This window comes from Acidiferrobacteraceae bacterium (assembly GCA_037388825.1).
Classification (GTDB): Bacteria; Pseudomonadota; Gammaproteobacteria; order Acidiferrobacterales; family JAJDNE01; genus JARRJV01.
This window is the reverse complement of record JARRJV010000002.1, coordinates 1-20728: the sequence shown is the minus strand read 5'-3', so window position 1 is coordinate 20728 and position 20728 is coordinate 1. Positions and strand designations below refer to the sequence as shown.

The following is a 20728-nucleotide window of genomic DNA, read 5'->3' as shown; positions in this document are numbered from 1 at the left end:
CCTCTGGATTAAATACTATACTCAAATATAGACGAAGACAAACAGAAAAACCAAGGACGCTTTAAGGATCAATGGTTTTGGCTATATACTTGGCCGCCTGATCTCCCTGGTCGGCCCGCCCCGTGCGCCGGCCCCACCGACAAGAGTAGTACCCTGGGCGCCTGCCGAGTATGAGATGGATAAGTCGTAGCAAGCGGACGGACAAGCAGCTAGCCGCCGGCTTCGGCCCGCTCGACCCCGAAACCCGGGTATCGCCCAAGCACCCTGTTTTGCGGCGCCTTCTGCGGATTTCCCTCTATCTCGCCGGCGCCGGCACGATTGCCGGCCTGATCGTGATCCTGCTGCTGGTCCCCACCCTTCCCCCGGTCAGCAACCTGGCCGAAGAGCACCTCAAAGTACCCATGCGCATCTATTCCGCGGAAGGGCGCCTTCTGGGCGAATTCGGGGAAGAACGGCGTATACCGGTATCGATCGATGAGGTGCCGAAGCAGCTGATCCACGCGGTGCTGGCGGCCGAGGATGACCAGTTCTACCACCACTGGGGTGTGGATTTTCCGGGAATCGCGCGCGCCGCCATCACCAATATCATCACTGGCCGCCGCGGCCAGGGCGCCAGCACCATCACGATGCAGGTGGCGCGCAATTTCTTCCTGAGCCCGGAACGAACCTATACCCGCAAGCTGAAGGAAATGCTGCTCGCGTTCAAGCTTGAATACCAGTTGAGCAAGGACGAGATTCTCGAGCTCTACCTCAACAAGATCTTTCTCGGCCATCGCGCCTATGGCTTCGCGGCCGCGGCCCAGGTCTACTACGGCAAGTCGCTGGATGAGCTTACCCTGCCGCAAATGGCCATGCTCGCCGGGCTACCCAAGGCACCTTCGCGCAACAACCCGGTGAGCAACCCCGACCAGGCACTCGAGCGCCGGGCCTATGTGCTGCACCGGATGGCCAAGCTGCAATACATCGACGAAACCCAACTCGAGCAGGCGCTGAAGGCGCCGGTCACGGCGAGCAAACATGACTTCGAATACGCTGTGAAGGCACCGTACGTGGCGGAGATGGTCCGGCAGTACATGTACCGGGCGTATGCGGAGAAATCCTATGCCGGCGGATTCAATATCCACACAACGATTCGTGCGGAAAACCAGAAAGCCGCAAACCAGGCACTTCACGACGGCATCATCGCCTATGACCATCGCCACGGCTATCGCGGCCCGGCCGGTCACGTCTCGCTTCCCCGAAACGCGGACAAGGATGCCTACGACGATCTTCTCAAGGGCTACCATCAGGTGGGCGGCCTGGTCCCGGCCCTGACCCTTCTCGTGGGGGACAAGCAGGCGGTCGCCTATACCCAGGACGGCTATGTCGCGAACATCGACTGGAAGGGCATGGCGTGGGCCCGTCGCTATCGCACACGAAACCTTGTGGGCTCTCCGCCGAAGAAGGCGAGAAACATCCTTCGGGTCGGTGATGTGATCTATCTCGATACTGACGCCAAGGGAAACTGGCTGTTGTCCCAGGTACCCGAGGTTTCCGGCGCCATTGTGTCCTTGCGTCCGAGCGACGGGGCGATCCTTGCACTCAGCGGCGGTTTTGACTTCAACGAGAGCAAGTTCAATCGTATTACCCAGGCGCAACGCCAACCGGGTTCCAACATCAAACCATTCATCTATTCGGCCGCCCTGAACAAGGGCTTCACGGCGGCAAGCCGGATCAGCGGTGCACCCATCGTCATTGAGGACGCAAACCTGGAGACCCAATGGAAGCCAGAGAACTACAGCGGCAAGTTCTTTGGCCCAACCCGGTTGCGCATCGCCCTGATCAAGTCATTGAATCTGGTTTCTGTGCGCCTGTTGCGGGCCATTGGTCCCGAGTATGCGGTGAATTACTTGTCGCGCTTCGGTTTCAACGCACAGGAGCTGCCGGCAAATCTTTCGCTCGCGCTGGGTAATGCCTCGCTCACGCCGCTGCAAGTCGTGTCCGCATTCTCCGTGTTTGCCAATGGCGGGTATCTCATCAAGCCGTACTTCATTACCCGTGTGGAAGACGCGGAAGGCCACGTACTGGAACAGACCAATCCGCTGGTCGTCTGCAAGACCTGTAAGGAAACCCCGAAACCCTATCTCGACTCGCCACCCCCCGTGGCCAACGCCAGTGGCGAGCCGGCGGCACCGGCCAACACCGGCACCCAGGCAAAGGCGCGGACGCCTCAGGATGCACTCCCGGCGGCCGCCAGTGTTGCACCGGCTCCGGAAGTCGTTACTTTCCCGCCGGTCCGGGAGGGCGAACCCCTGCCTACAATCGAGATCAAGCCGCGCTACGCACCGGAGGTGATCTCGCCCGAGAATGCCTTTATCATGACCACCATACTCCGGGATGTGATTCAGCATGGCACCGGACAGCGGGCAAAGGCGCTCAAACGTGAAGACCTTGCCGGCAAGACGGGCACCACGAACGATTTCAACGATGCGTGGTTCTCCGGCTTCAACGGCGACGTGGTCACCACCGCGTGGGTCGGTTTCGATCAGCCCGCTACTCTGGGTCGACACGAATCCGGCGCCCGGGCAGCTTTGCCAATCTGGATGGACTACATGCGGGTGGCCCTGAAAGAAAAGCCGGAAACCAAGTTGGTGAAACCGGACGATGTCGTCGAGGAAATGATCGACCCGGTCACCGGCGACTATGTCGGTCCGGTCGCCGACCAGACTTCCAGCCCCGACCAGCCCGGTTTCAATTCCACCCAGACAGCCGCGAACGACAGCGCGTCGGACAACAACGATAGCGAGGACATCGATCCCGCTGTTGGTGAAACGCCGGTGACGGACCAACCGCCAGATGACGAGCACAAGCCGGTGAAGGAATACTTCATCGCGGGCACGCAACCCGGTCCGGCCACCACCGCAACCGACGGCACCGCACCGGCGCCTCCACCGAAACCCGCCAGCGACGACCTACAGGGGCTGTTCTGATGGCCCGGCCGCGCCGAAATCGAGAGCATCATCGGCCGGCCATCCACCAGCGCCTTCGTATTGCCGCCGACGCCGCCCGCATGTTGGCGGACGACGGGGTGCGTGACTACCAGACCGCCAAACGCAAGGCAGCCCACCGCCTGGGGCTGACCGAAGCCGCATCGCTGCCAACCAATGAAGAGATTGAACGGGCCCTGCACGAGCACCTGGTGGTATTTCATCGCGAGGCCTATATCCGGCGCATTCAGAAATGGCGAGCCATCGCATGCCAGACCATGGAGTTCCTGCACGAATTCAACCCGCGTGCCGTCGGTGCTGTCCTGTCCGGTACCATCACGCCCTTCAGCCCGATTCAGCTGCACTTGAGCAGCGACGGACCCGAACCGGTTGCCGACTTTCTGTATGAACAGGGCATCCCGTACGACCAGAAGACCCGTCGGCTCCGGTTCAGCGGATCCCGTCATGTAGACGCACCCAGTTTTCTCTTCCATGCAGAAGAAGTGCAGGTGGAACTGGCCGTATTGACGATGACAGCCATGCGCGAGCCTCCCCTAAGCCCCATCGACGGTCGCCAGATGCGGCGCGCCGATCATCGACAGCTGCTGCGCCTGCTGGAGGAAAGCGGCGGCGAACGCTAGAACCGGCTGTGGGCCTTCGACAGGCTTCGAAATTGTCTCTAGAATCGCAGCGATCTCCATAACGGTCCGGATAAGGCCGCGCGCATGGCCGCGCTACTAGAAAAACTCAGACAGACTTTTCCTTCATTCTCGATTGGTCGCCTGTCCTCTCAGTGGGTGGCGATCGGCCTGACTCTGCTCTTCGTCGCAATCTACATCGGAGACATGTTCAGCGACCGCAGTCTGCTCGATACCATCGAACACCGGACCTATGACACGCGCCTCCTCTCCCTGAAGGACCCGGCTGCGGCCCGGGACGTGGCCATCGTAACCATCGACGAAAAAAGTCTGAACGCGATCGGTCGGTGGCCGTGGAATCGCAACATCCTTGCGGAGTTGATCCGCAGGATCGATCAGGACGGCGCAAGAATCATCGCCTCGGATATCTTCTTTCCCGAGGCGCAAAACCCCAGGCTCTCCAGACTGGTAAATCAGCTGCACAAGGAACAACCGCGGGTCGCCTCGGTTCCTGCGTATCGCCAACTGGAGCGGTTTGCCGGCGGTGACGAGGCCCTCGCGGCTGCGATCCGCAAGAGCGGCAAGGTCATCCTTTCCATGGTATTCCTCACTTCGAGATCCCAGGCCAGTCACCGAGATGAGGCGACGCGACAGCAGGTCAAGGACGAACTTCGGGGCGCGGCCGTGCCGGTCGTTCACGGTCATAGCGGAAACCCGGCGGCCATCGGCCTGCCGTACGAAGTCTTTGGTGTGGATGCCAATATCCCGCCCATCCAGAAGGCCGGTCTCTACGCGGGGCACATCAACACGATGCCGGATACCGACGGCACCCTGCGCTGGACGCCGCTGGTCTTGCGTTACCACAAGACCTACTACCCCTCCGCGGACGTACAGGCAGTGCGTGCGTTTCTGGGAAACGGGCAACTGGTTCTGGACACTGATGCCGCGGGTATCCGCGGTCTGCGGATCGGCACCCTGAAGATCGCGACCGATGAGGAGGGGCGCGCCCTGGTACATTACTATGGTCCGCAGCAGACCTTCCCGACCCTGTCGGCGGCCGATGTACTTCAGGACAAGGTTGCTCCCGACACACTGAGGGGAAAGATCGTGTTGCTCGGATCCACCGCCGTATCCGTCGGTGATATCCGGGTAACCCCGTACAGCCCTGCCTTCCCGGGAGTGGAGGTGCGCGCCACCATCATCCAGAATCTGATCAACAACGATTTCATGCAGCGCCCGCGATGGATGACGCTGGTCAATCTTCTGCTCCTTCTGGTGTTGGGGGTGGGTCTCTCCTTTGTTTTCCCCCGTACGGGGGTCCGCGTTGGAGCCGCCGTGCTGGCGGCCAGCTTCGCCGCCCTGATCGCGGTCACGCTGTACCTTTTCGACCGCCACCACATCTGGCTCAACGTCACCTACCCATCGCTTCTGCTTCTGACCCTGTTTGTAGCCACGACGATGCTGCACGATTTCCACACCGAGGGTGAGAAGCGCCAGATCAGATGACCTGGACGATCCGGTGAGTCGTTATTACGTCCGGCGCTGCGACGCGCCACAAGAACGCAAATCCGACTAGGTCGGGCTTCTCGGCGCGGCCACACACCGGTAGAATCCGCATCCAACTCCAATCGCCAGAAGATTTCGCGTGAAGGAAAAAATCCAGCATCTTTTGCACCAGGCAATCCTCGGCTTGCAGGCCGGGGGTATTCTCCCGGACAGCATCGATGCGCCGATCATCGTCGACCGGGCGAGACAAAAGGAACATGGCGATCTCGCCAGCAATATCGCCCTGGTGCTGGCCAAGAAGGCGAAACTGAAACCGCGCGCGCTCGCGGAGGCGATCGTCAAGGCCCTTCCCTCATCCGACGACGTTGTCCGAACCGAGATCGCCGGTCCCGGATTCATCAATTTCTTCCTGCGCGCCGATGCGGTGTTTGCCGTAGTGCCACAAATCCTGGATGCAGGAACGGCCTTTGGCCGTAGTGAGGCCGGGAAAGGCAAGACCGTGCAGGTGGAGTTCGTTTCTGCCAATCCCACTGGTCCGCTGCACGTCGGACACGGCCGTGGCGCCGCCTACGGGGCCACCGTTGCCACCCTGCTGGAGGCGGCGGGATTCAGTGTGCACCGGGAATATTATGTCAACGACGCCGGACGCCAGATGGACATCCTCGCTGTCAGCGTCTGGCTCCGCTACCTCGACCTTTGCGGCGAGGAGGTGCCATTCCCCAGCAACGGATACCGCGGCGACTACGTATGGGACATCGCCGCCACTGTGCACCGGGAACAAGGCGATACCCTGCGCCACGGCATCGGGGACGTTTTCGAGGATCTCCCGGCGGATGCGCCTGCTGGCGGCGACAAGGAAGTACACATTGACGCACTGGTTGCACGGATGCGGACCCTGCTCGGAGAGGACGCCTACCGAACCGTGCACCGTACCGGACTCAATGCCATTCTGGAGGACATTCGCCGCGATCTCGAGGAATTCGGCGTGACCTACGACGAGTGGTTCTCCGAGCACAGTCTGGTGGAATCCGGCGCCGTAGAACGTGCGCTCGAACGCCTGCGCAAGTCCGGCCATGCCTACGAGAAGAACGGGGCCTTGTGGTTCCGATCGACCGATTTTGGCGATGAGAAGGACCGGGTAATTGTTCGGGACAACGGCCAACACACCTACTTTGCCGCGGATATCGCCTATCACATGGACAAGCTGGATCGCGGCTTCGCCCGTCTGCTCGACATCTGGGGGGCGGACCATCATGGCTATGTACCGCGGGTCAAGGCCGCGCTGGCAGCCATGGACGAGGACCCGGCGCGGCTTGACGTCCTGCTGGTTCAGTTTGCCGTTCTCTACCGGGGTGGTGAAAAAGTGCAAATGTCCACGCGTAGCGGCGAATTCGTTACCCTGCGCGAACTGCGCCACGAGGTGGGCAACGACGCCGCACGTTTCTTCTATGTGATGCGCAAGAGCGAACAGCACCTCGATTTCGATCTGGACCTCGCAAAGTCGCAGTCAAACGACAACCCGGTCTATTACATCCAGTACGCCCACGCGCGGATCCACAGTGTATTCCGGCAGATGCAGGAAAAGGGGATGAGTCACGATGTGGACGACGGAAATGCCAATCTCGCACGCTTGACCGAAGATCACGAGGGCGAACTGCTGAACATGCTGCAACAGTACCCCGAGCTGGTGGAGCAATCGGCCTTGCGTCACGAACCACACCAGCTTGCCCACTTCCTGCGCGAACTGGCGAACCGCTTCCATACCTATTATAACGCCCACACTTTCCTGGCCGACGATGAATCCCTGCGAAATGCGCGCCTGAACCTGATCAACGCAACACGGCAGGTCATCGCCAATGGCCTGGCCCTGCTGGGCGTTTCCGCCCCCGAGGCGATGTAGGAATGGCGGCGACCCGACGCAAGAAGAAGAACGTACGTCGTACGTCCACAAGCGGCCGCCGGAAGACCGCGCGCCGTAGCGGGAAACGCAAACTGCCAAACTGGAGTCTGCTGGTATTGGGCCTGTCCATCGGAATCGTGGTTGCCGTGTCGGTCCAGTGGGCCGTGCAACGAGCACGCACGCCCGGGACCGGTTTGTATAACCTGTTCTCGCGACCTACGCCTCCGCCGCGAAAACGGGTCGCGCACCACACAGCGCCTGCCACCCCTCCCAAGACGACCTTTGATTTCTACACGATCCTTCCGGAAACCGAGACCGTCATCCCCGACCGGGAATGGGAAGATCTGCGCCACAACCCGGAGAAGGGTTCGCGCTATATCCTGCAGGCTGCGTCGTACAACAATTTTCAGCAGGCCGACAAACTGAAGGCACGCCTGGCGATCAATGGACTGGTATCCGTCATCCAGAAGGTGACTGTAGGGAACAAGGGGACGTTCTACCGTGTGCGCCTGGGACCGTACGGTGATGCCGCCTCCGCCGATGCCGTGAATCGCAAGCTTTCCGAGCTTGGTATTCACGCCCTTCGTTTGCGACTCAAGAAGGAAGGCTAGTTCCCGGGCGTGTCCTTTTCGAACAGGGCGCGTTTCTGTCGAATCAGGGCGCTCATATCATCATCGCCGTGACCCGCCTCTCGCAACAGCCGGTAATGCACCAGGGTCATCTCAACCATAGGAAGGTGAACGCCCAGGGCGCTACCCAGGTCGCGGCACAAGCGGAGGTCCTTTTCATGCAGCGCCATTCGGAATCCGGGGGCGAACTCTTCCTGCAGCATGGAGCGACCGCGGTGCCTCAGTAACCAGCTGCCGGCCGCGCCCTCCCCCAGGAGATCCACCAGCCGATCCATGGGCAGGTCCAGCGCCTCACCGAAGGCCAGGGCCTCGGACACGGCCTGGTTGATTCCGGCGGCCATCAACTGGTTGACCGCCTTGGCCGCCTGGCCGCTTCCGGCCGGACCCAGGTACTCAATCCGGCGAGCCAGGGCCTGCAGGGCGGGGCGGACGCGCTCAAGCTCCGCCTCGGGTCCACCCACCATCATGACCAGGCTCGCCTGGCGCGCGCCTTCGACGCCACCGGAAACCGGGGCGTCGAGAAACTGGACCCCAAATCGGGCCAGTTCACGGGAGATTTCCCGGGACAGGGAGACCGACACGGTGGACGTGTCGACGACCACGGCGCCCGGCAGCAAATGTGGCGCTGCTGCATCGACCACCTCGCGCAGGGCTGCATCATCACTGACGGAGATCAGCAGCAGATCGGCTTGCGAGGCGAGCTCAGCCACGGAATCGAATCTCCCGACTCCGGTTTCGGCGGCAAGGGCCTCGGCCTTTTCGCGGGTGCGGTTCCAGACGCCGGCCAGATAACCGGCATCGTGCAGATTGCGCGCCATCGGTGTACCCATGGCGCCAAGTCCAATCACGGCGGCTTTCATGTGGTTTCCTCGGTCAGTCTTCGAGGTAAGTGTAGCCCTTCAGGCCCTCGGACAACTCATTGCGATAGGCACGGCGGGTCGCATCATCCAGCGACGCGCGCGCGACCTTTTCGTCGAAGCGGGCAAGCAGGGATTCCGGATCGAAATGTACATAGCGCAGTACCGTATCCACATCATCGCCCTTGCGAACCTGCGTCAGCTGGTGGCTTCCGTCGTCACGGATCTCGACATGCACCGAATCGGTATCGCCAAACAGATTGTGCATGTCGCCGAGAATTTCCTGGTAGGCACCGACCATGAAGATGCCCAGCAGGTAGGGCTGATCGGGTCGCAGTTCGTGCAAGGGAAGGGTTGTCTCCACGCCCTCGGCATCCGGGTACAGATCCAGCCGGCCGTCGGAGTCGCAGGTGATATCCTCGAGCACGCCGCGACGTGTCGGTCGTTCGTCAAGACGGTTCAATGGCACCACCGGAAACACCTGGTTGATGGCCCATGCATCGGGCATCGACTGAAACACGGAAAAATTGCAGAAGTACTTGTCGGCAAGTTTTTCATTCAATTCGTCGAGCAACTCGCGGTGGGAGCGTGTCTGCGGGCGCAGCAGCTTGCGTACCTGCTGGCACAATGCCAGATAGATCTGTTCCGCCCGCGCGCGCTGCGCCAGTGACAACATGCCGTGATTGAACATGCTCCGTGCTTCCACGACCCGGTAGGTGGCATCGTGGTAGGCCTCGACGGCGGAGCGGGCCGTGACGCCGTCGAGACTGGCCCACATTTCCTGCAATACCACGGGCTCGTCCTCACCAACCGGTTCCCCTGGGGAACCGCCAGGGGCTGATTCGATCTCCAGTACATTCGTGATCAGCAGCGCGTGGTGCGCAGTCATCGCGCGACCCGATTCCGTGACCAGATCCGGATGGGGCAACTCGTGTTTGGCACAGACCTCGGCCAGGGCGCGAACGATATTGGCGGCATACTCACCGACGGAGTAGTTGATGGAGCAGTGGCTACGCGAGCGCGTGCCCTCATAGTCCACACCCAGTCCCCCGCCGACATTGACGCACGAGATCTGCGCACCCTGGGCATGAAGTTCGGCAAAGAACCGGGCACCCTCCCGCGCACCGTTCTGAATGTCGCGAATATTGGAGATCTGCGATCCCATATGGAAATGCAGCATTTGCAGGCAATCCAGGCGTCCGACGCTGCGCAGACGCTCGATCACCCGAAGTACATCGGCAGCCTGCAGGCCAAACTTGGATTTCTCGCCGCCGGTGTTTTGCCATTTGCCGACGCCGAGGGAAGCGAGTCGAACACGTACGCCGATCAGCGGTTCGACCTTCATCTTATCCGCCTCGCTTAGCAGCAGCTCGAGTTCCGACAGCTTCTCGATGACGACATGGATGCGATGACCCAGGGCACGCCCAATGAGGGCAAGCCGCAGATATTCACGATCCTTGTAGCCGTTGCACACAATCAAGCCCCCGTCCTGGGGCGCCTGTCCCAGTACCGCAAGCAGCTCGGGCTTGCTCCCGGCCTCCAGCCCCACGCGGTTTCCGCCATGGTTGAGAATCTCTTCGACCACACTGTGCTGCTGGTTCACCTTGATCGGATAGACGGCGGTGTAGCGGCCCCGATACCCGTACTCCTCGCCCGCCCGATCGAAGGCGGCGGCCAGGGTACGGACGCGGTGGCGAAGGATTCCGGAGAATCGCACGAGCACGGGCAAGGAAAGACCCGCTTCACGGAGTTCATCGGTCAGCGCGAACAAGTCCAGGGAGGGACCGTCCCGTTCGCCGTCCGGAAATGCCGTCAGATGCCCTTTGGCGCCGACGTCAAAGTAGCCGCCACTCCACCAGGCAATGTTGTAAACGGCGCGTGCGTCGTCGATAGTCCAGTCACTCACGGGAATTCCGTCTTCTCGGCCGGGATTGGATTCTGGGCACTAGATAACAGGAAACCGGGCGCTTGTCACCGGATTCCCCCGCCGGTATGGTGCCGGCTGATTCACCCACGACTCGCAGCGCAATGGGTACAGAGAAGATCACTCCTGATTCCTGGTATACCGAGATCTGCCGCGAAGGTGGCTCCGCCCTGTCTCTCCAGATCAGGAGCAAGATCCATGACGAGCAGACCCCGTATCAGCACCTGGAGATCTACGAGACCGAGAAATACGGCCGGCTGATGACCCTGGATGGCCTGGTGATGCTGACCGGCCGGGACAACTTCATCTACCACGAGATGCTCGTGCATCCGGCGCTGTTCACCCACCCGGCACCGAAAAAGGTACTGATCATTGGTGGCGGCGACTGTGGCTGCCTGCTGGAGACCCTGAAGCATCCGGGTGTGGAGCGGGCCGAGCTGGTGGAACTGGATGAACAGGTAACGCGGGCAGCGGAAAAGTATTTTCCCGAACTGTGCGCCTCGAACAACGACCCTCGCGCCAGCCTTAACTTCGTCGATGGCATCAAATGGATCGCCGAGGCCGGAGCGGGATCCTACGATGTCATCCTGATCGACTCCACGGACCCGGTGGGACCTGCAACGGGCCTGTTTACCGAGTCATTCTACCGAAACTGCCTGCAGGCCCTGGGCCCGGACGGCGTGCTGGCGGCGCAAAGCGAGTCACCCCTGTTCCATCGCGACATCATTAAGGATATGCGCTCCGCCATGGATGCCGCCGGATTCCCCCACCTGGCCACCCTGCATTTTCCGCAAAGCACTTATCCCTCAGGCTGGTGGACCGTGACGCTGGCGAGCAAATCGGTGAATCCCACCGATTTCCGCCGCACGCAAACCCAGGATTCCGGAGTGCAGACCCAGTACTACAGCAGCGCCTTGCATCAGGGCGCCATGGCCCTTCCTCCCTTCCTCCGAAAGCACCTCGGTCTCCCCTAGAGCACCAGTACCGCTACTGTTTTCGATTCAGTCACTTAGGGATCGAAGCGTTAAATTTGTGCTAGGCTTGAAGACCTGACAGCCGTTCCCGCCCCTACAGCCCTGAAACAAAACTACAATCACGGGGACCAGGCTGGATTGAGGAGGAACATGCCCAGGTCGCTGCTAAGCGCACTGGCAGTGTATTTGCTGTCCGTCGCAGGAGTGCTTCCCCACGCGCAGGCCGCGTCGGAGCGTACCTTTGCGGTTGTCCCCCAGCAGGCTCCAACGCGTCTGGCGACCCACGGGCAACCCCTGCTCGATGCCCTGTCCGACCGCACGGGTATCCGCTTCCATTTCGTCACCGCCCCGAATATTCCAGAATTCGAACGACGGGTACTGGAAGGCAAGTACGACTACGTTTACATGAACGCGATCCTGTACCAGGTTGCCCATGAAAAGCCGGGGTACCGCATCCTCGTGCGCAGGAAACCGGATCTGCACAGCGTCCTGGTGGTACGACGTGATGGCCCACGCAAACTTGAGGCCTTGCGCAACAGCATCATCGCCTTCCCCGCCCCCCATGCCTTCGGGGCCACCCTGCTCAATCGGGCCAAGCTGAAAAGACTACATATTGATTATCGCGTCGCTTTCCTCGGCACCCATGAGTCCGTATATCGGGCGGTCGCCCAGGGTCAGTTCATTGCCGGAGGAGGCGTGCAGCGCTCGTTCACGGTGCTTCCTGACGCGGTCCGCGACCAGCTCCGCATCCTGTACCGATCTGGTGGGGCCCCTTCGCATGCGATTGCTGCCAACCCGTCGATCCAACAGGACGAAAGGCGCCGGGTGCAGACCGCTCTTCTCGACCTGCCCAAAGACCCGACCGGCCGGAAGCTGCTGTCTGATCTGGATATTGATGGATTCCGGCCGAATTCGGTCTCCGATACTCGCCACCTGCGCGCGCTCGGAGTCCGGCGCCGAGACCGGGTCAGCCGGATGGAGTTTCACGTCATCCCCAGGCTGAATGCCACGGACACCGCGCGGCAAATGCAGCCGCTCGCGACCTATTTCAAACAACGCCTGGAGATCGACGTTTCCCTGCACACTTATCCGACGATGTCGGCGTTCGAACGGGCCGTCTACAGCGAAAAGCGCCCGGCGCTCGTGAACGCGAACCCGCTGCAGGCCATTAATCTGGCCAGGAAAGGCTATTCGATCATTGCGCAGCAGGTTCCGGTAATGTCCCCGGAAGGAATGCGCAGCATTATTCTTGTGCGGGAAGACAGCTCCTTGCAGGCGCTGTCTGATCTGCGCGGTAAACGGATCGCTTTCGGGGGCAGTGCGACCGCCTTCTTTGCCTCTATGGTGCCCCACGTTTTGCTCAGGCGCGCAGGCCTGCAAGGGAAATACGAGGATGTTTCCCGGCCCGGGCCGGTCTCTGACGTGGTCGCGCGACTGCGACGCGGAGAAATTGACGCCGCCGGAACCGGCACCATGGCCCTGCACAGCGAAAGCCTGAAGCGCCGTTATGCCGTCGATCGCATGCGCGTGATTGCGCGCAGCGAGCCCATGCCTGGACTGGCGTGGCTGGTCTCGCCGGCGGTGAGTCCGGCGGTGCGAACAGAAATCCGGCACGTATTGCTTGGCTACAACCGTAAAGCGCCGGGGCATTCGGCGCTGACCGCGGGCGGAATCGCAGGTCTGCGGGCGGCATCGCGCAAGGACTACGCCGTGGTGGAACGGTACGTTCGGGAGTTGAACGAGCGATGACCTGGTCCCTGCGCTACAAGGCGGCGATCCTCATCGCGGTGACCGAATCCCTTTTGCTGGGCATCCTGCTCGTCAGCAATCTGCACAACAGCGAAGTCAACCTGGAACAGGAGCTCCAGCATCGGGCAAACAGCACGGCTGAGCTGGTCGTCAATTCGACCACGGAACCACTGCTTGCCCTGGACATCGCACAGCTGCGCAGCCAGGTCGAGGGACTGGTGGACCGCCACAACGTCACTTTCGTGTCCATCGTCGATCATCTGGACCATCCCCTGGCCGTCGCCGGCCAGCGCGAGGGACGCGACAAGGTCGTCACAAGCCGACGGCCAATCGAGGTTGCCGGCAGTCTGTTCGGCCGGGTCGAGATCCAGATCTCGCGCGCCCAGGCTGACGCGGCCCTCAGGCGAACCACGCAATACAACATAGTTATCGTCGCCATTGAAATTGCACTGGTTGCGCTGATTTCCCTCACACTTGGCTGGTTTCTCACGCGCGACCTCGGGGTGTTTATGCGCAATGCGTCTGCTATCGAACACGGCGATCTGTCGGCCCGGGTACCGGTAGCCAGCAAGGACGAGATCGGGACCCTGGCAACGCGCTTCAACACCATGGCGGAGCGGCTTCAATACAACATGGAGGAGCTCGAGCGCAGCAATCGCCGGTTCCGCGATATGGCCGATAACACCAGCGACTGGATCTGGGAGATCGATACCAACGCCCGCTACATCTATGTATCCAACCGCATCGAGGCCCTGCTGGGTTATGCGCCGGGCCAGGCGCTGGCCAGCAGTATCTTTGATTTCATGGACCCCCAGGACGCCGCCCGCCTGAACGTGCTCCTTGAGGAGGCAATGGCGGATGAAAAGCCATTCTACGGTTTCGAATACCGGGCCAAACACAAGAACGGAACGGAAGTAACGCTCGAGTCCAATGGCGTTCCCATCATTGACCGCGAGGGCCGTCTGGTTGGCTATCGCGGGGTGACGCGCGACATCACGCGCAGACGTGAGGATGCGTCACGGCTTGCCTACCTTGCGGAACGGGACCCGCTGACCGGGCTTTATGCGCGCCCCAAATTCATCGAGTTGCTGGACGAAGAGTTGCGAATTGCCGATCAGGCGAATACGCCAGTGGCATTGCTTGTTGTCGACCTGGATGATTTCAAGTTGATCAATGACTCGCACGGACACCTCGCCGGGGACAGTCTTCTGCGGCTGACCGCGGACGTGATTCGGGATCGCGTCGGCGATCGCGGGCAAATTGCGCGTCTGGGGGGCGATGTCTTCGGGGTAATGCTGCGCGGCTACAATGCCGCCGACGCCAAAGGGGTCGCAAAATCAATTCTGGGTGCATGCCAGTCCGCACGGACCACGATCAATGATACGCCGGTACCAATTTCGGTCTGCACCGGCATTTGTGCCTTCCCCGACGACGGCAATGACAGCCAGACCCTGTTGGCACGCGCCGACATCGCGATGTCCCGCGCCAAGTCCCTGGGCCACAATAGCTACTACATCTTTCGCAGCACGGATCGTGACCTGGATACCATGCGCAAGCTCGTCAACTGGCGCAGCCTGATCCGGAACGCGTTGAAGACTGATCGCCTGGTGCTGGAGTACCAGCCAGTGGTCTCACTCAAAGGGGACGAGTCCGTACGCATGTACGAGGCACTGGTACGGCTGCGCGACGAGAACGGTACGATCTTTTCGGCGGGCCAGTTCATCGATGCAGCCGAGCAATCGGGACAGATCGCAGACATCGATCGCTGGGTCATACGCGCGGTCATGGAAACGCTGAAGAAGCCGGAAAATCACGATTGTTGCATCTCGGTCAATTTGTCAGGCCGATCCCTGGACATGCCGGGATTCTGCGACTTCTGTGAGCAACTGACGCGCGACGGCCCATTCCGGCCCGATCAACTCATTTTCGAGATCACCGAATCCACGGCCATTCGGGAAATCGCGCGGGCCGAAAGTTTTCTCACCATAATGAAGCGGAACGGATTTCGCTTCTCCCTTGACGATTTCGGATCCGGCTTCTCCTCGTTCTCCTATCTCAAGCAACTGCCCGTGGATCAGCTCAAGGTAGATGGCAACTTCATCCGACATATTGCCACGAGCCGGGAGGACCAGGTCTTTGTGACAGCGATTGTGCAGGTCGCGAGGGGGCTGGGGCTGGAAACCGTGGCCGAGTATGTGGAAAATTCGGAGGCACTTCAGATCCTTGGAAGAATCGGTATCGACAAGGTCCAGGGAAATCATATCGGCTCCCCCATGGCGAGCCTGTACAAGGTGGACGTGAAAAACATCAATCAACAGGCCTTCCACAAACCCGGCGGGAAATCACGTCCGAATGGCAACTAGGCGCCCGAAATCCGGGCGCGAAGATCGCGCCAGACCCCAGAAGGCGTCCTCCGGTTCAGCATCGGTCCGGACAATCGTTCGCGTTGTCGCCGCCGTCCTGTTACTTGCGGTGATCGCCGCAGCCGCAATTCCCTGGTGGCTCGGGAGCCGAATCGCATCAACATTTCCGCAAACCGCCAAGGCCGCAGCGACACATGCCGGCCTGAGCGTTAAGGAATTCAACTATCACCGCGGGTGGTTTAGCTCTACCGCCGACAGTACCCTCGCGACCCACAGTGCTACACCAATCCTCATCGTTGCGCGCTATGAGATCGAACACGGCCCGATTCCCCTGCATTCCTGGCAGCGGGCGCCGGCGCTCGCCGTGATCCACGCGCACTACTCCGTGCGCGCCGGTTCCAAGGCTCCACCGAAGCTGGCCAAGGAAATCGCTACCATTCCGCCGGCCACCCTGGAGGCCACCGTAGACCTGCAAGGAGATGCAAGCGGCACGATCGCGATTGAGGGAGGCAAGCGTCGCTCTGGCGACAAGAGTGTTGCCTGGGCACCGGTAAGTGGCCAGATCGCCTTCGATACCGGGTGGACACGACTGAAGATGTCCATTGCGGCGCCATCCCTTGAAATCGACTCGGGTGGCTCAAAAATTCGCTTCGCGAAGATGGCCCTGGCAACGGACCTGAACAAGGGGCCCGCAGGCACGATGGTGGGCACAAACCGGTTTTCCCTGGGCTCGGTTTCCGTGCCCGGACTGGCCGAGTTCAAGGGAATACAAAACACCAGCCTGTCGCGAATGGCCAATGAACTTCTGTCCGTGGAGTTTGAATGGAAACTGGCGAATGCAACCATCTCCGGGAAGCATTTTGGGCCTGCCGACGCCAAGGCCACGCTGAAACGGATCGATGCGGCAGCGTTGCACAAGTTCCAGCAAGAGATGAACGCCACCTACAACCGGACCCTTCCGCCAGAACAGACGCAGATGATCGTGTTTGGCAAGGCGCTTGTGCTTGCCGGGACCCTGTCGCGACGCAACCCGGAGTTCGACCTGAGCAAGTTCCAGCTCAAGACGGAGTTCGGACCGGTTTCGGGAAATGCCCGGCTCGCGGTGGACGGATCCAGTCAGGACATCGGTGCCAATCCCATGCTGCTGTTGACCGCGATTGAAGGCGACGCACAACTGTCGGTTCCGGAAGCCGCGTTTCGGGCGCTGATCAAGGCGCGTATCCAGAAGGACGTGGAACTCTTGCGCCACTCCGGCAACCTGACCCAGGGCGAAGAGAAACAACTCACGCCAGAAGCGCTCGCAGCCATTACCGATGCCGCTTATCCGGCCTATCTGAAGGACTCCGGACTGCAGCGATTCTTCCAGCTCGATGGCGACGCCTATCGATTCCGTATCAAGATGGAAAAAGGAAGGATTACGATCAACGGGACCCCGATCAATCCCGTTGCGCTATCGCGGCCGTCAAAATAAAAGGGGCGCCCGAAGGCGCCCCCGTACATCACACTACCGTTGTGCCTAGAGGTTGTAGCCCTTTTCGTCGTGCAGGGCGATATCCAGACCTTCGGTTTCCTCTTCTTCGGTCACACGCAGACCCATGATGATGTCCAGCACCTTCAGGATGATGAAGGTCACGACACCGGTGTAGATCAGGGTCGCGGCGATGCCCACCAGCTGCACACCGACCTGGTCGCCGATGGAACCGGATTCGACGCCAAGACCGGCACCGCCCAGGCTCTTCGCGGCGAACACGCCGGTCAGGAGCGCACCGATGATGCCGCCGATCGCGTGCACGCCGAAGGCGTCCAGCGAATCGTCGTAGCCAAAGGCCTTCTTGATCTTGGTGGCGGCGATGAAACAGCCGATGCCCGCGGCGGCGCCGATGGCGATGGCACCCATGGGACCGGCGGTACCGGAGGCCGGGGTGATCGCAACCAGACCCGCAACTGCACCCGAGGCAATACCCAGCATGCTCGGCTTGCCGTGGGTGATCCACTCGGACAGCATCCAGCCCAGGGCCGCAGCCGCCGTCGCGATTTGCGTGACCGCCATGGCCATACCGGCCGTGCCGTCGGCCGCCAGCTCACTACCGGCATTGAAGCCGAACCAGCCCACCCACAGCATGGAGGCACCGATCAGGGTAAGCACCAGGTTGTGCGGAGGCATGGGAGTGGTCGGATAGCCCTTACGTTTGCCAAGCACCAGCGCCGAGACCAGACCGGCAATACCCGCGTTGATGTGCACCACGGTACCGCCAGCGAAGTCCAGGATGTTCATGGAGCCGAGCCAGCCGCCGCCCCACACCCAGTGGGTGATCGGCGAGTAGACCACGATGGACCAGATACCCATGAACCACAGCATGGCCGAGAACTTCATACGCTCGGCAAAGGCACCGACGATCAGCGCCGGGGTAATGATGGCGAAGGTCATCTGGAAGGTCATGAACACGGTCTCCGGAATCGTTCCGGAAAGCGCGTCACCGGTAACACCGGCCAGGAACAGCTTGCTCATGCCGCCCATGTACTGGTTGGCATTGCCGCCATCGGTGAAGGCGATCGTGTAGCCGATGATGGCCCAGATGATGGTGATCAGAGCCGTGATGGCGAAAACCTGCATCAGAACGGAAAGCACGTTCTTGGTGCGCACCATGCCGGCATAGAACAGCGCCAGGCCGGGAATGCTCATGAAGAGCACCAGGGCCGTGGAGGTCAGCATCCACGAAGTATCGCCCGCACTAAGCGTGGGCGCTTCGTCCGCGAGTGCCAGACCCGGCGCCGACGCCAATACCAGCGCCGCCCCGAACAGCATTTTGGAAAATAATTTGGATTTCATCGTTTCATTCTCCCGTATCACAGCGCATCTTTACCGGATTCACCGGTACGGATACGAATGGCCTGCTCAAGATCGAAAATGAAGATCTTGCCGTCGCCGATCTTGCCAGTCTTGGCGGCCTTGATGATGGCCTCAGTGACCTGATCGACGAGGCTCGCGTCTACCGCGACCTCCAGTTTCACCTTGGGTAGGAAGTCCACCACGTATTCGGCGCCGCGATAGAGTTCCGTGTGTCCCTTCTGGCGACCGAAGCCTTTGACCTCGGTCACGGTGATGCCGTGCACGCCCACTTCCGAAAGGGCATCACGCACATCATCGAGTTTGAAGGGCTTGATGATAGCCGTAACTAACTTCATCAGATTGCTCTCCTTTGATTATCCGATTCGGGACGCCGGGGTCCGGCGTCCCGGTCCGGATGTTACTTAGATGGACTTGCCGATGCTGACGTACGGCTTGCCTTCCTTCGTCGACTCGGAATAGGCATACACCGCAGCCAGATCCAGTCCACCGGCACTGCCACTCACGCCGATCGAATAGTCAAACGCGGCTCCACCCGAACTGGTGGTGTAGGTTTCCCCGTAACCCGCGTGCAGGTCCAGGCTGACCTTGCCGAAACCGTGGGAGTAAGAAGCCTCCAGGTAATACGGGTTGCCCGAAACATCGGTTGCATAGGACGCCATCAGCGAGACCGGACCTGCGTCACCACTGACGTTCACTTCGGTAGAACCAGAATTGCCAAGCGAACCGGTCGGGAAGTAGTAGTAGATCGCACCAACGGACACGGGGCCAAAGCTGTAAGCACCGTACAGATCGATCTCGGTACCACCTTCGGCAAGGCTGGAACCCCAGGTACCGAACGAGAAGGCACCCGTCTCATAATCCATACCACCCTGCATGGTCGGGGCGGCACCGGGGGACTGCTCGACACCACGCCAGACATAGTCACTGACGAGGGCAACGTTGCCGCTGAGACCATCGGCCAGGACCGGCGCACTCATACCCGCCAGCAGACCGGCGGCAACCAAGGACTTGGTCAGTTTGTTCATATGCTTGCTCTCCTATCGTTAAGTAATACAGGTTTCACTACAAAGCTCTTTCGAGACTTTCCCTGCTCAGAACCAAAGCATTCCGTAAAACATTTGCTTTGCTGGCCCCCTTTAGAGCAGTTCCCGTGCCAAGCCTAGTTATTCTTATAATTCAACGAGTTATCTGTACGAAGAGGGTGAATATGCAACATTGGTGCACTAATGTGGTGCGCACTCCCCAGGTCGGTGCACTATGCCCGGGCAATTCCGGGGCGTAGTTCTGATATGATCCGCGGCGATATGGCCATGAACCCCAAACAGACCCTGGAAGACCTGGTTTCCGCAGTTTCCGACCTGCTGCCCGAGCCACCGGCCGAGGGCTTTCGCCAGAATCTGCGGGCCGCATTCCGCTCGGCCCTGGATCGGGCGGACCTGGTCACGCGGGAGGAACTGGAGATTCAGGAGGCGGTACTGCGCCGGACCCGGGAGAAGCTGGAACAGCTGGAAAAGATGGTTGCCGAGCTCGAGGAAAAGCTGGTAAACAAGTAGGGGCCCCAGAGGGCCTACCCACACTATGGAAAGGATTCCATGTCACTCGCCATCGTCTATAGCCGCGCCCTGCTCGGTATCCAGGCCCCGCCGGTCACGGTAGAGGTCCACCTGGCCAATGGGCTGCCGGCCCTGTCCATTGTCGGGCTACCAGAAACCACGGTCAAGGAAAGCAAGGACCGGGTGCGCAGCGCCATCCTTAACTCCCGCTTCGACTTCCCGGCCCGGCGCATCACGGTCAACCTGGCACCGGCCGATCTGCCGAAGGATGGTGGACGCTTCGACCTGCCCATCGCCATCGGCATTCTGGTCGCCTCGGGCCAATTGCCGGCCCGGCACCTGGACGAGCACGAATTTCTCGGGGAACTGGCACTCACGGGTGAACTGCGGCCGGTACGCGGCACACTGACGGCTGCATTGCAGTGCGCGGAGACGAAGCGCTCGCTCATCGTTCCGCGGGAGAATGCCGATGAAGCGGCGCGGGTCAGCCGAACCCGGGTCGTCGCCGCGGCGCACCTGCTCGATGTCTGCGCGCACCTGACCGGCGAAGCGCGTCTGCCGGCCCATCAGCCCGCCGGCGGGCATGAACCCTTGGCCACGACCCCCGACCTCGCGGATGTGCGCGGCCAGCACCAGGCACGCCGCGCCCTGGAAATCGCCGCTACTGGCGGGCACAGCCTGCTCATGGTTGGGCCACCCGGCTCCGGCAAGACCATGCTGGCTGCACGCCTGCCGGGGATTCTGCCGCCGATGGAAGAGATCGAGGCAATCGAAACCGCCGCCGTCTATTCAGCCTGCCAGTCCGGATTCGAGCCCGG

16 protein-coding genes are annotated in these 20728 nt (G+C 60.9%); 11 read left to right on the top strand and 5 right to left on the bottom strand.

The features are described 5' to 3' along the window. The first annotated feature begins 170 nt into the window (after positions 1–170). From P8X48_00495 to P8X48_00475, 5 genes are all read left to right on the top strand, one after another. Positions 171–2969: a penicillin-binding protein 1A gene (locus P8X48_00495; protein ID MEJ2105790.1), complete on the top strand. Its 2799-nt coding sequence runs from the start codon at positions 171–173 to the stop codon at positions 2967–2969. After that, a complete protein-coding gene (locus P8X48_00490; GenBank protein ID MEJ2105789.1) occupies positions 2969–3607 on the top strand; it encodes a hypothetical protein in 639 nt (212 codons plus the stop codon). The genes P8X48_00495 and P8X48_00490 overlap by 1 nt, the downstream gene beginning before the upstream one ends. Before the next feature lie 84 nt (positions 3608–3691). After that, positions 3692–5110 carry a CHASE2 domain-containing protein gene (locus P8X48_00485; protein ID MEJ2105788.1) on the top strand — a complete coding sequence of 473 codons (1419 nt, stop codon included), beginning with the start codon at positions 3692–3694 and terminating at the stop codon, positions 5108–5110. A 139-nt stretch (positions 5111–5249) separates the two neighbouring features. Continuing rightward, positions 5250–7010 (top strand): arginine--tRNA ligase, encoded by a 1761-nt coding sequence (argS, locus tag P8X48_00480; protein MEJ2105787.1) that lies wholly within the window; start codon positions 5250–5252, stop codon positions 7008–7010. A gap of 2 nt (positions 7011–7012) precedes the next feature. After that, positions 7013–7621 carry an SPOR domain-containing protein gene (locus P8X48_00475; GenBank protein ID MEJ2105786.1) on the top strand — a complete coding sequence of 203 codons (609 nt, stop codon included), beginning with the start codon at positions 7013–7015 and terminating at the stop codon, positions 7619–7621. Here P8X48_00475 and P8X48_00470 read toward each other — a convergent pair. Together P8X48_00470 and speA are read right to left on the bottom strand one after the other, a co-directional pair. Further along, complete coding sequence (locus P8X48_00470) at positions 7618–8499, bottom strand: NAD(P)-dependent oxidoreductase (protein MEJ2105785.1); 882 nt, start codon at positions 8497–8499, stop codon at positions 7618–7620. The genes P8X48_00475 and P8X48_00470 overlap by 4 nt on opposite strands. A 13-nt stretch (positions 8500–8512) precedes the next feature. Next, the gene (gene speA, locus P8X48_00465) at positions 8513–10402 is read right to left on the bottom strand and encodes a biosynthetic arginine decarboxylase (GenBank protein MEJ2105784.1); all 1890 of its coding nucleotides are present in this window, start codon (positions 10400–10402) and stop codon (positions 8513–8515) included. A gap of 122 nt (positions 10403–10524) precedes the next feature. On the opposite strand from speA, the gene speE reads away from it, so the two are divergent. From speE to P8X48_00445, 4 genes are all read left to right on the top strand, one after another. Then, a complete protein-coding gene (gene speE / locus P8X48_00460; protein ID MEJ2105783.1) occupies positions 10525–11394 on the top strand; it encodes a polyamine aminopropyltransferase in 870 nt (289 codons plus the stop codon). Positions 11395–11544: 150 nt separating this feature from the next. Then, positions 11545–13143 carry a phosphate/phosphite/phosphonate ABC transporter substrate-binding protein gene (locus P8X48_00455; protein MEJ2105782.1) on the top strand — a complete coding sequence of 533 codons (1599 nt, stop codon included), beginning with the start codon at positions 11545–11547 and terminating at the stop codon, positions 13141–13143. Beyond that, complete coding sequence (locus P8X48_00450) at positions 13140–15506, top strand: EAL domain-containing protein (protein MEJ2105781.1); 2367 nt, start codon at positions 13140–13142, stop codon at positions 15504–15506. Before P8X48_00455 ends, P8X48_00450 begins: the two co-directional genes overlap by 4 nt. Beyond that, on the top strand, positions 15496–16977 hold the full coding sequence (locus P8X48_00445; protein ID MEJ2105780.1) for a YdgA family protein: 1482 nt from the start codon (positions 15496–15498) through the stop codon (positions 16975–16977). Before P8X48_00450 ends, P8X48_00445 begins: the two co-directional genes overlap by 11 nt. Positions 16978–17022: 45 nt before the next feature. Here P8X48_00445 and P8X48_00440 read toward each other — a convergent pair whose 3' ends face one another. The 3 genes from P8X48_00440 to P8X48_00430 all read right to left on the bottom strand — a co-directional run bounded on the left by P8X48_00440 (position 17023) and on the right by P8X48_00430 (position 19382). After that, the gene (locus P8X48_00440; GenBank protein ID MEJ2105779.1) at positions 17023–18336 is read right to left on the bottom strand and encodes an ammonium transporter; all 1314 of its coding nucleotides are present in this window, start codon (positions 18334–18336) and stop codon (positions 17023–17025) included. Positions 18337–18353: 17 nt separating this feature from the next. Beyond that, positions 18354–18692, bottom strand: a complete 339-nt coding sequence (locus P8X48_00435) for a P-II family nitrogen regulator (protein MEJ2105778.1) — start codon at positions 18690–18692, stop codon at positions 18354–18356. A 66-nt stretch (positions 18693–18758) separates the two neighbouring features. Further along, positions 18759–19382, bottom strand: coding sequence for a TorF family putative porin (locus P8X48_00430; protein ID MEJ2105777.1), 624 nt, complete (start codon positions 19380–19382; stop codon positions 18759–18761). 285 nt (positions 19383–19667) lie between these two features. Between P8X48_00430 and P8X48_00425 the strand changes: the two genes are divergently transcribed. After that, entirely contained in the window at positions 19668–19910 is a 243-nt protein-coding gene (locus P8X48_00425; protein MEJ2105776.1) for an accessory factor UbiK family protein, read from the top strand. A 39-nt stretch (positions 19911–19949) separates the two neighbouring features. Further along, positions 19950–20728, top strand: a 779-nt coding sequence (locus P8X48_00420; GenBank protein ID MEJ2105775.1) for a magnesium chelatase domain-containing protein, incomplete at its 3' end; no start/stop codon positions are given.

What these genes read in the sequence shown, in the direction of transcription:
- P8X48_00495 (MEJ2105790.1), top strand. Translation starts at nt 171, where the DNA reads ATGAGATGGATAAGTCGTAGCAAGCGGACGGACAAGCAGCTAGCCGCC.
- P8X48_00490 (MEJ2105789.1), top strand. Translation starts at nt 2,969, where the DNA reads ATGGCCCGGCCGCGCCGAAATCGAGAGCATCATCGGCCGGCCATCCAC.
- P8X48_00485 (MEJ2105788.1), top strand. Translation starts at nt 3,692, where the DNA reads ATGGCCGCGCTACTAGAAAAACTCAGACAGACTTTTCCTTCATTCTCG.
- P8X48_00475 (MEJ2105786.1), top strand. Translation starts at nt 7,013, where the DNA reads ATGGCGGCGACCCGACGCAAGAAGAAGAACGTACGTCGTACGTCCACA.
- P8X48_00470 (MEJ2105785.1), bottom strand. Translation starts at nt 8,499, where the DNA reads ATGAAAGCCGCCGTGATTGGACTTGGCGCCATGGGTACACCGATGGCG.
- speE (MEJ2105783.1), top strand. Translation starts at nt 10,525, where the DNA reads ATGGGTACAGAGAAGATCACTCCTGATTCCTGGTATACCGAGATCTGC.
- P8X48_00455 (MEJ2105782.1), top strand. Translation starts at nt 11,545, where the DNA reads ATGCCCAGGTCGCTGCTAAGCGCACTGGCAGTGTATTTGCTGTCCGTC.
- P8X48_00450 (MEJ2105781.1), top strand. Translation starts at nt 13,140, where the DNA reads ATGACCTGGTCCCTGCGCTACAAGGCGGCGATCCTCATCGCGGTGACC.
- P8X48_00445 (MEJ2105780.1), top strand. Translation starts at nt 15,496, where the DNA reads ATGGCAACTAGGCGCCCGAAATCCGGGCGCGAAGATCGCGCCAGACCC.
- P8X48_00440 (MEJ2105779.1), bottom strand. Translation starts at nt 18,336, where the DNA reads ATGAAATCCAAATTATTTTCCAAAATGCTGTTCGGGGCGGCGCTGGTA.
- P8X48_00435 (MEJ2105778.1), bottom strand. Translation starts at nt 18,692, where the DNA reads ATGAAGTTAGTTACGGCTATCATCAAGCCCTTCAAACTCGATGATGTG.
- P8X48_00430 (MEJ2105777.1), bottom strand. Translation starts at nt 19,382, where the DNA reads ATGAACAAACTGACCAAGTCCTTGGTTGCCGCCGGTCTGCTGGCGGGT.
- P8X48_00425 (MEJ2105776.1), top strand. Translation starts at nt 19,668, where the DNA reads ATGAACCCCAAACAGACCCTGGAAGACCTGGTTTCCGCAGTTTCCGAC.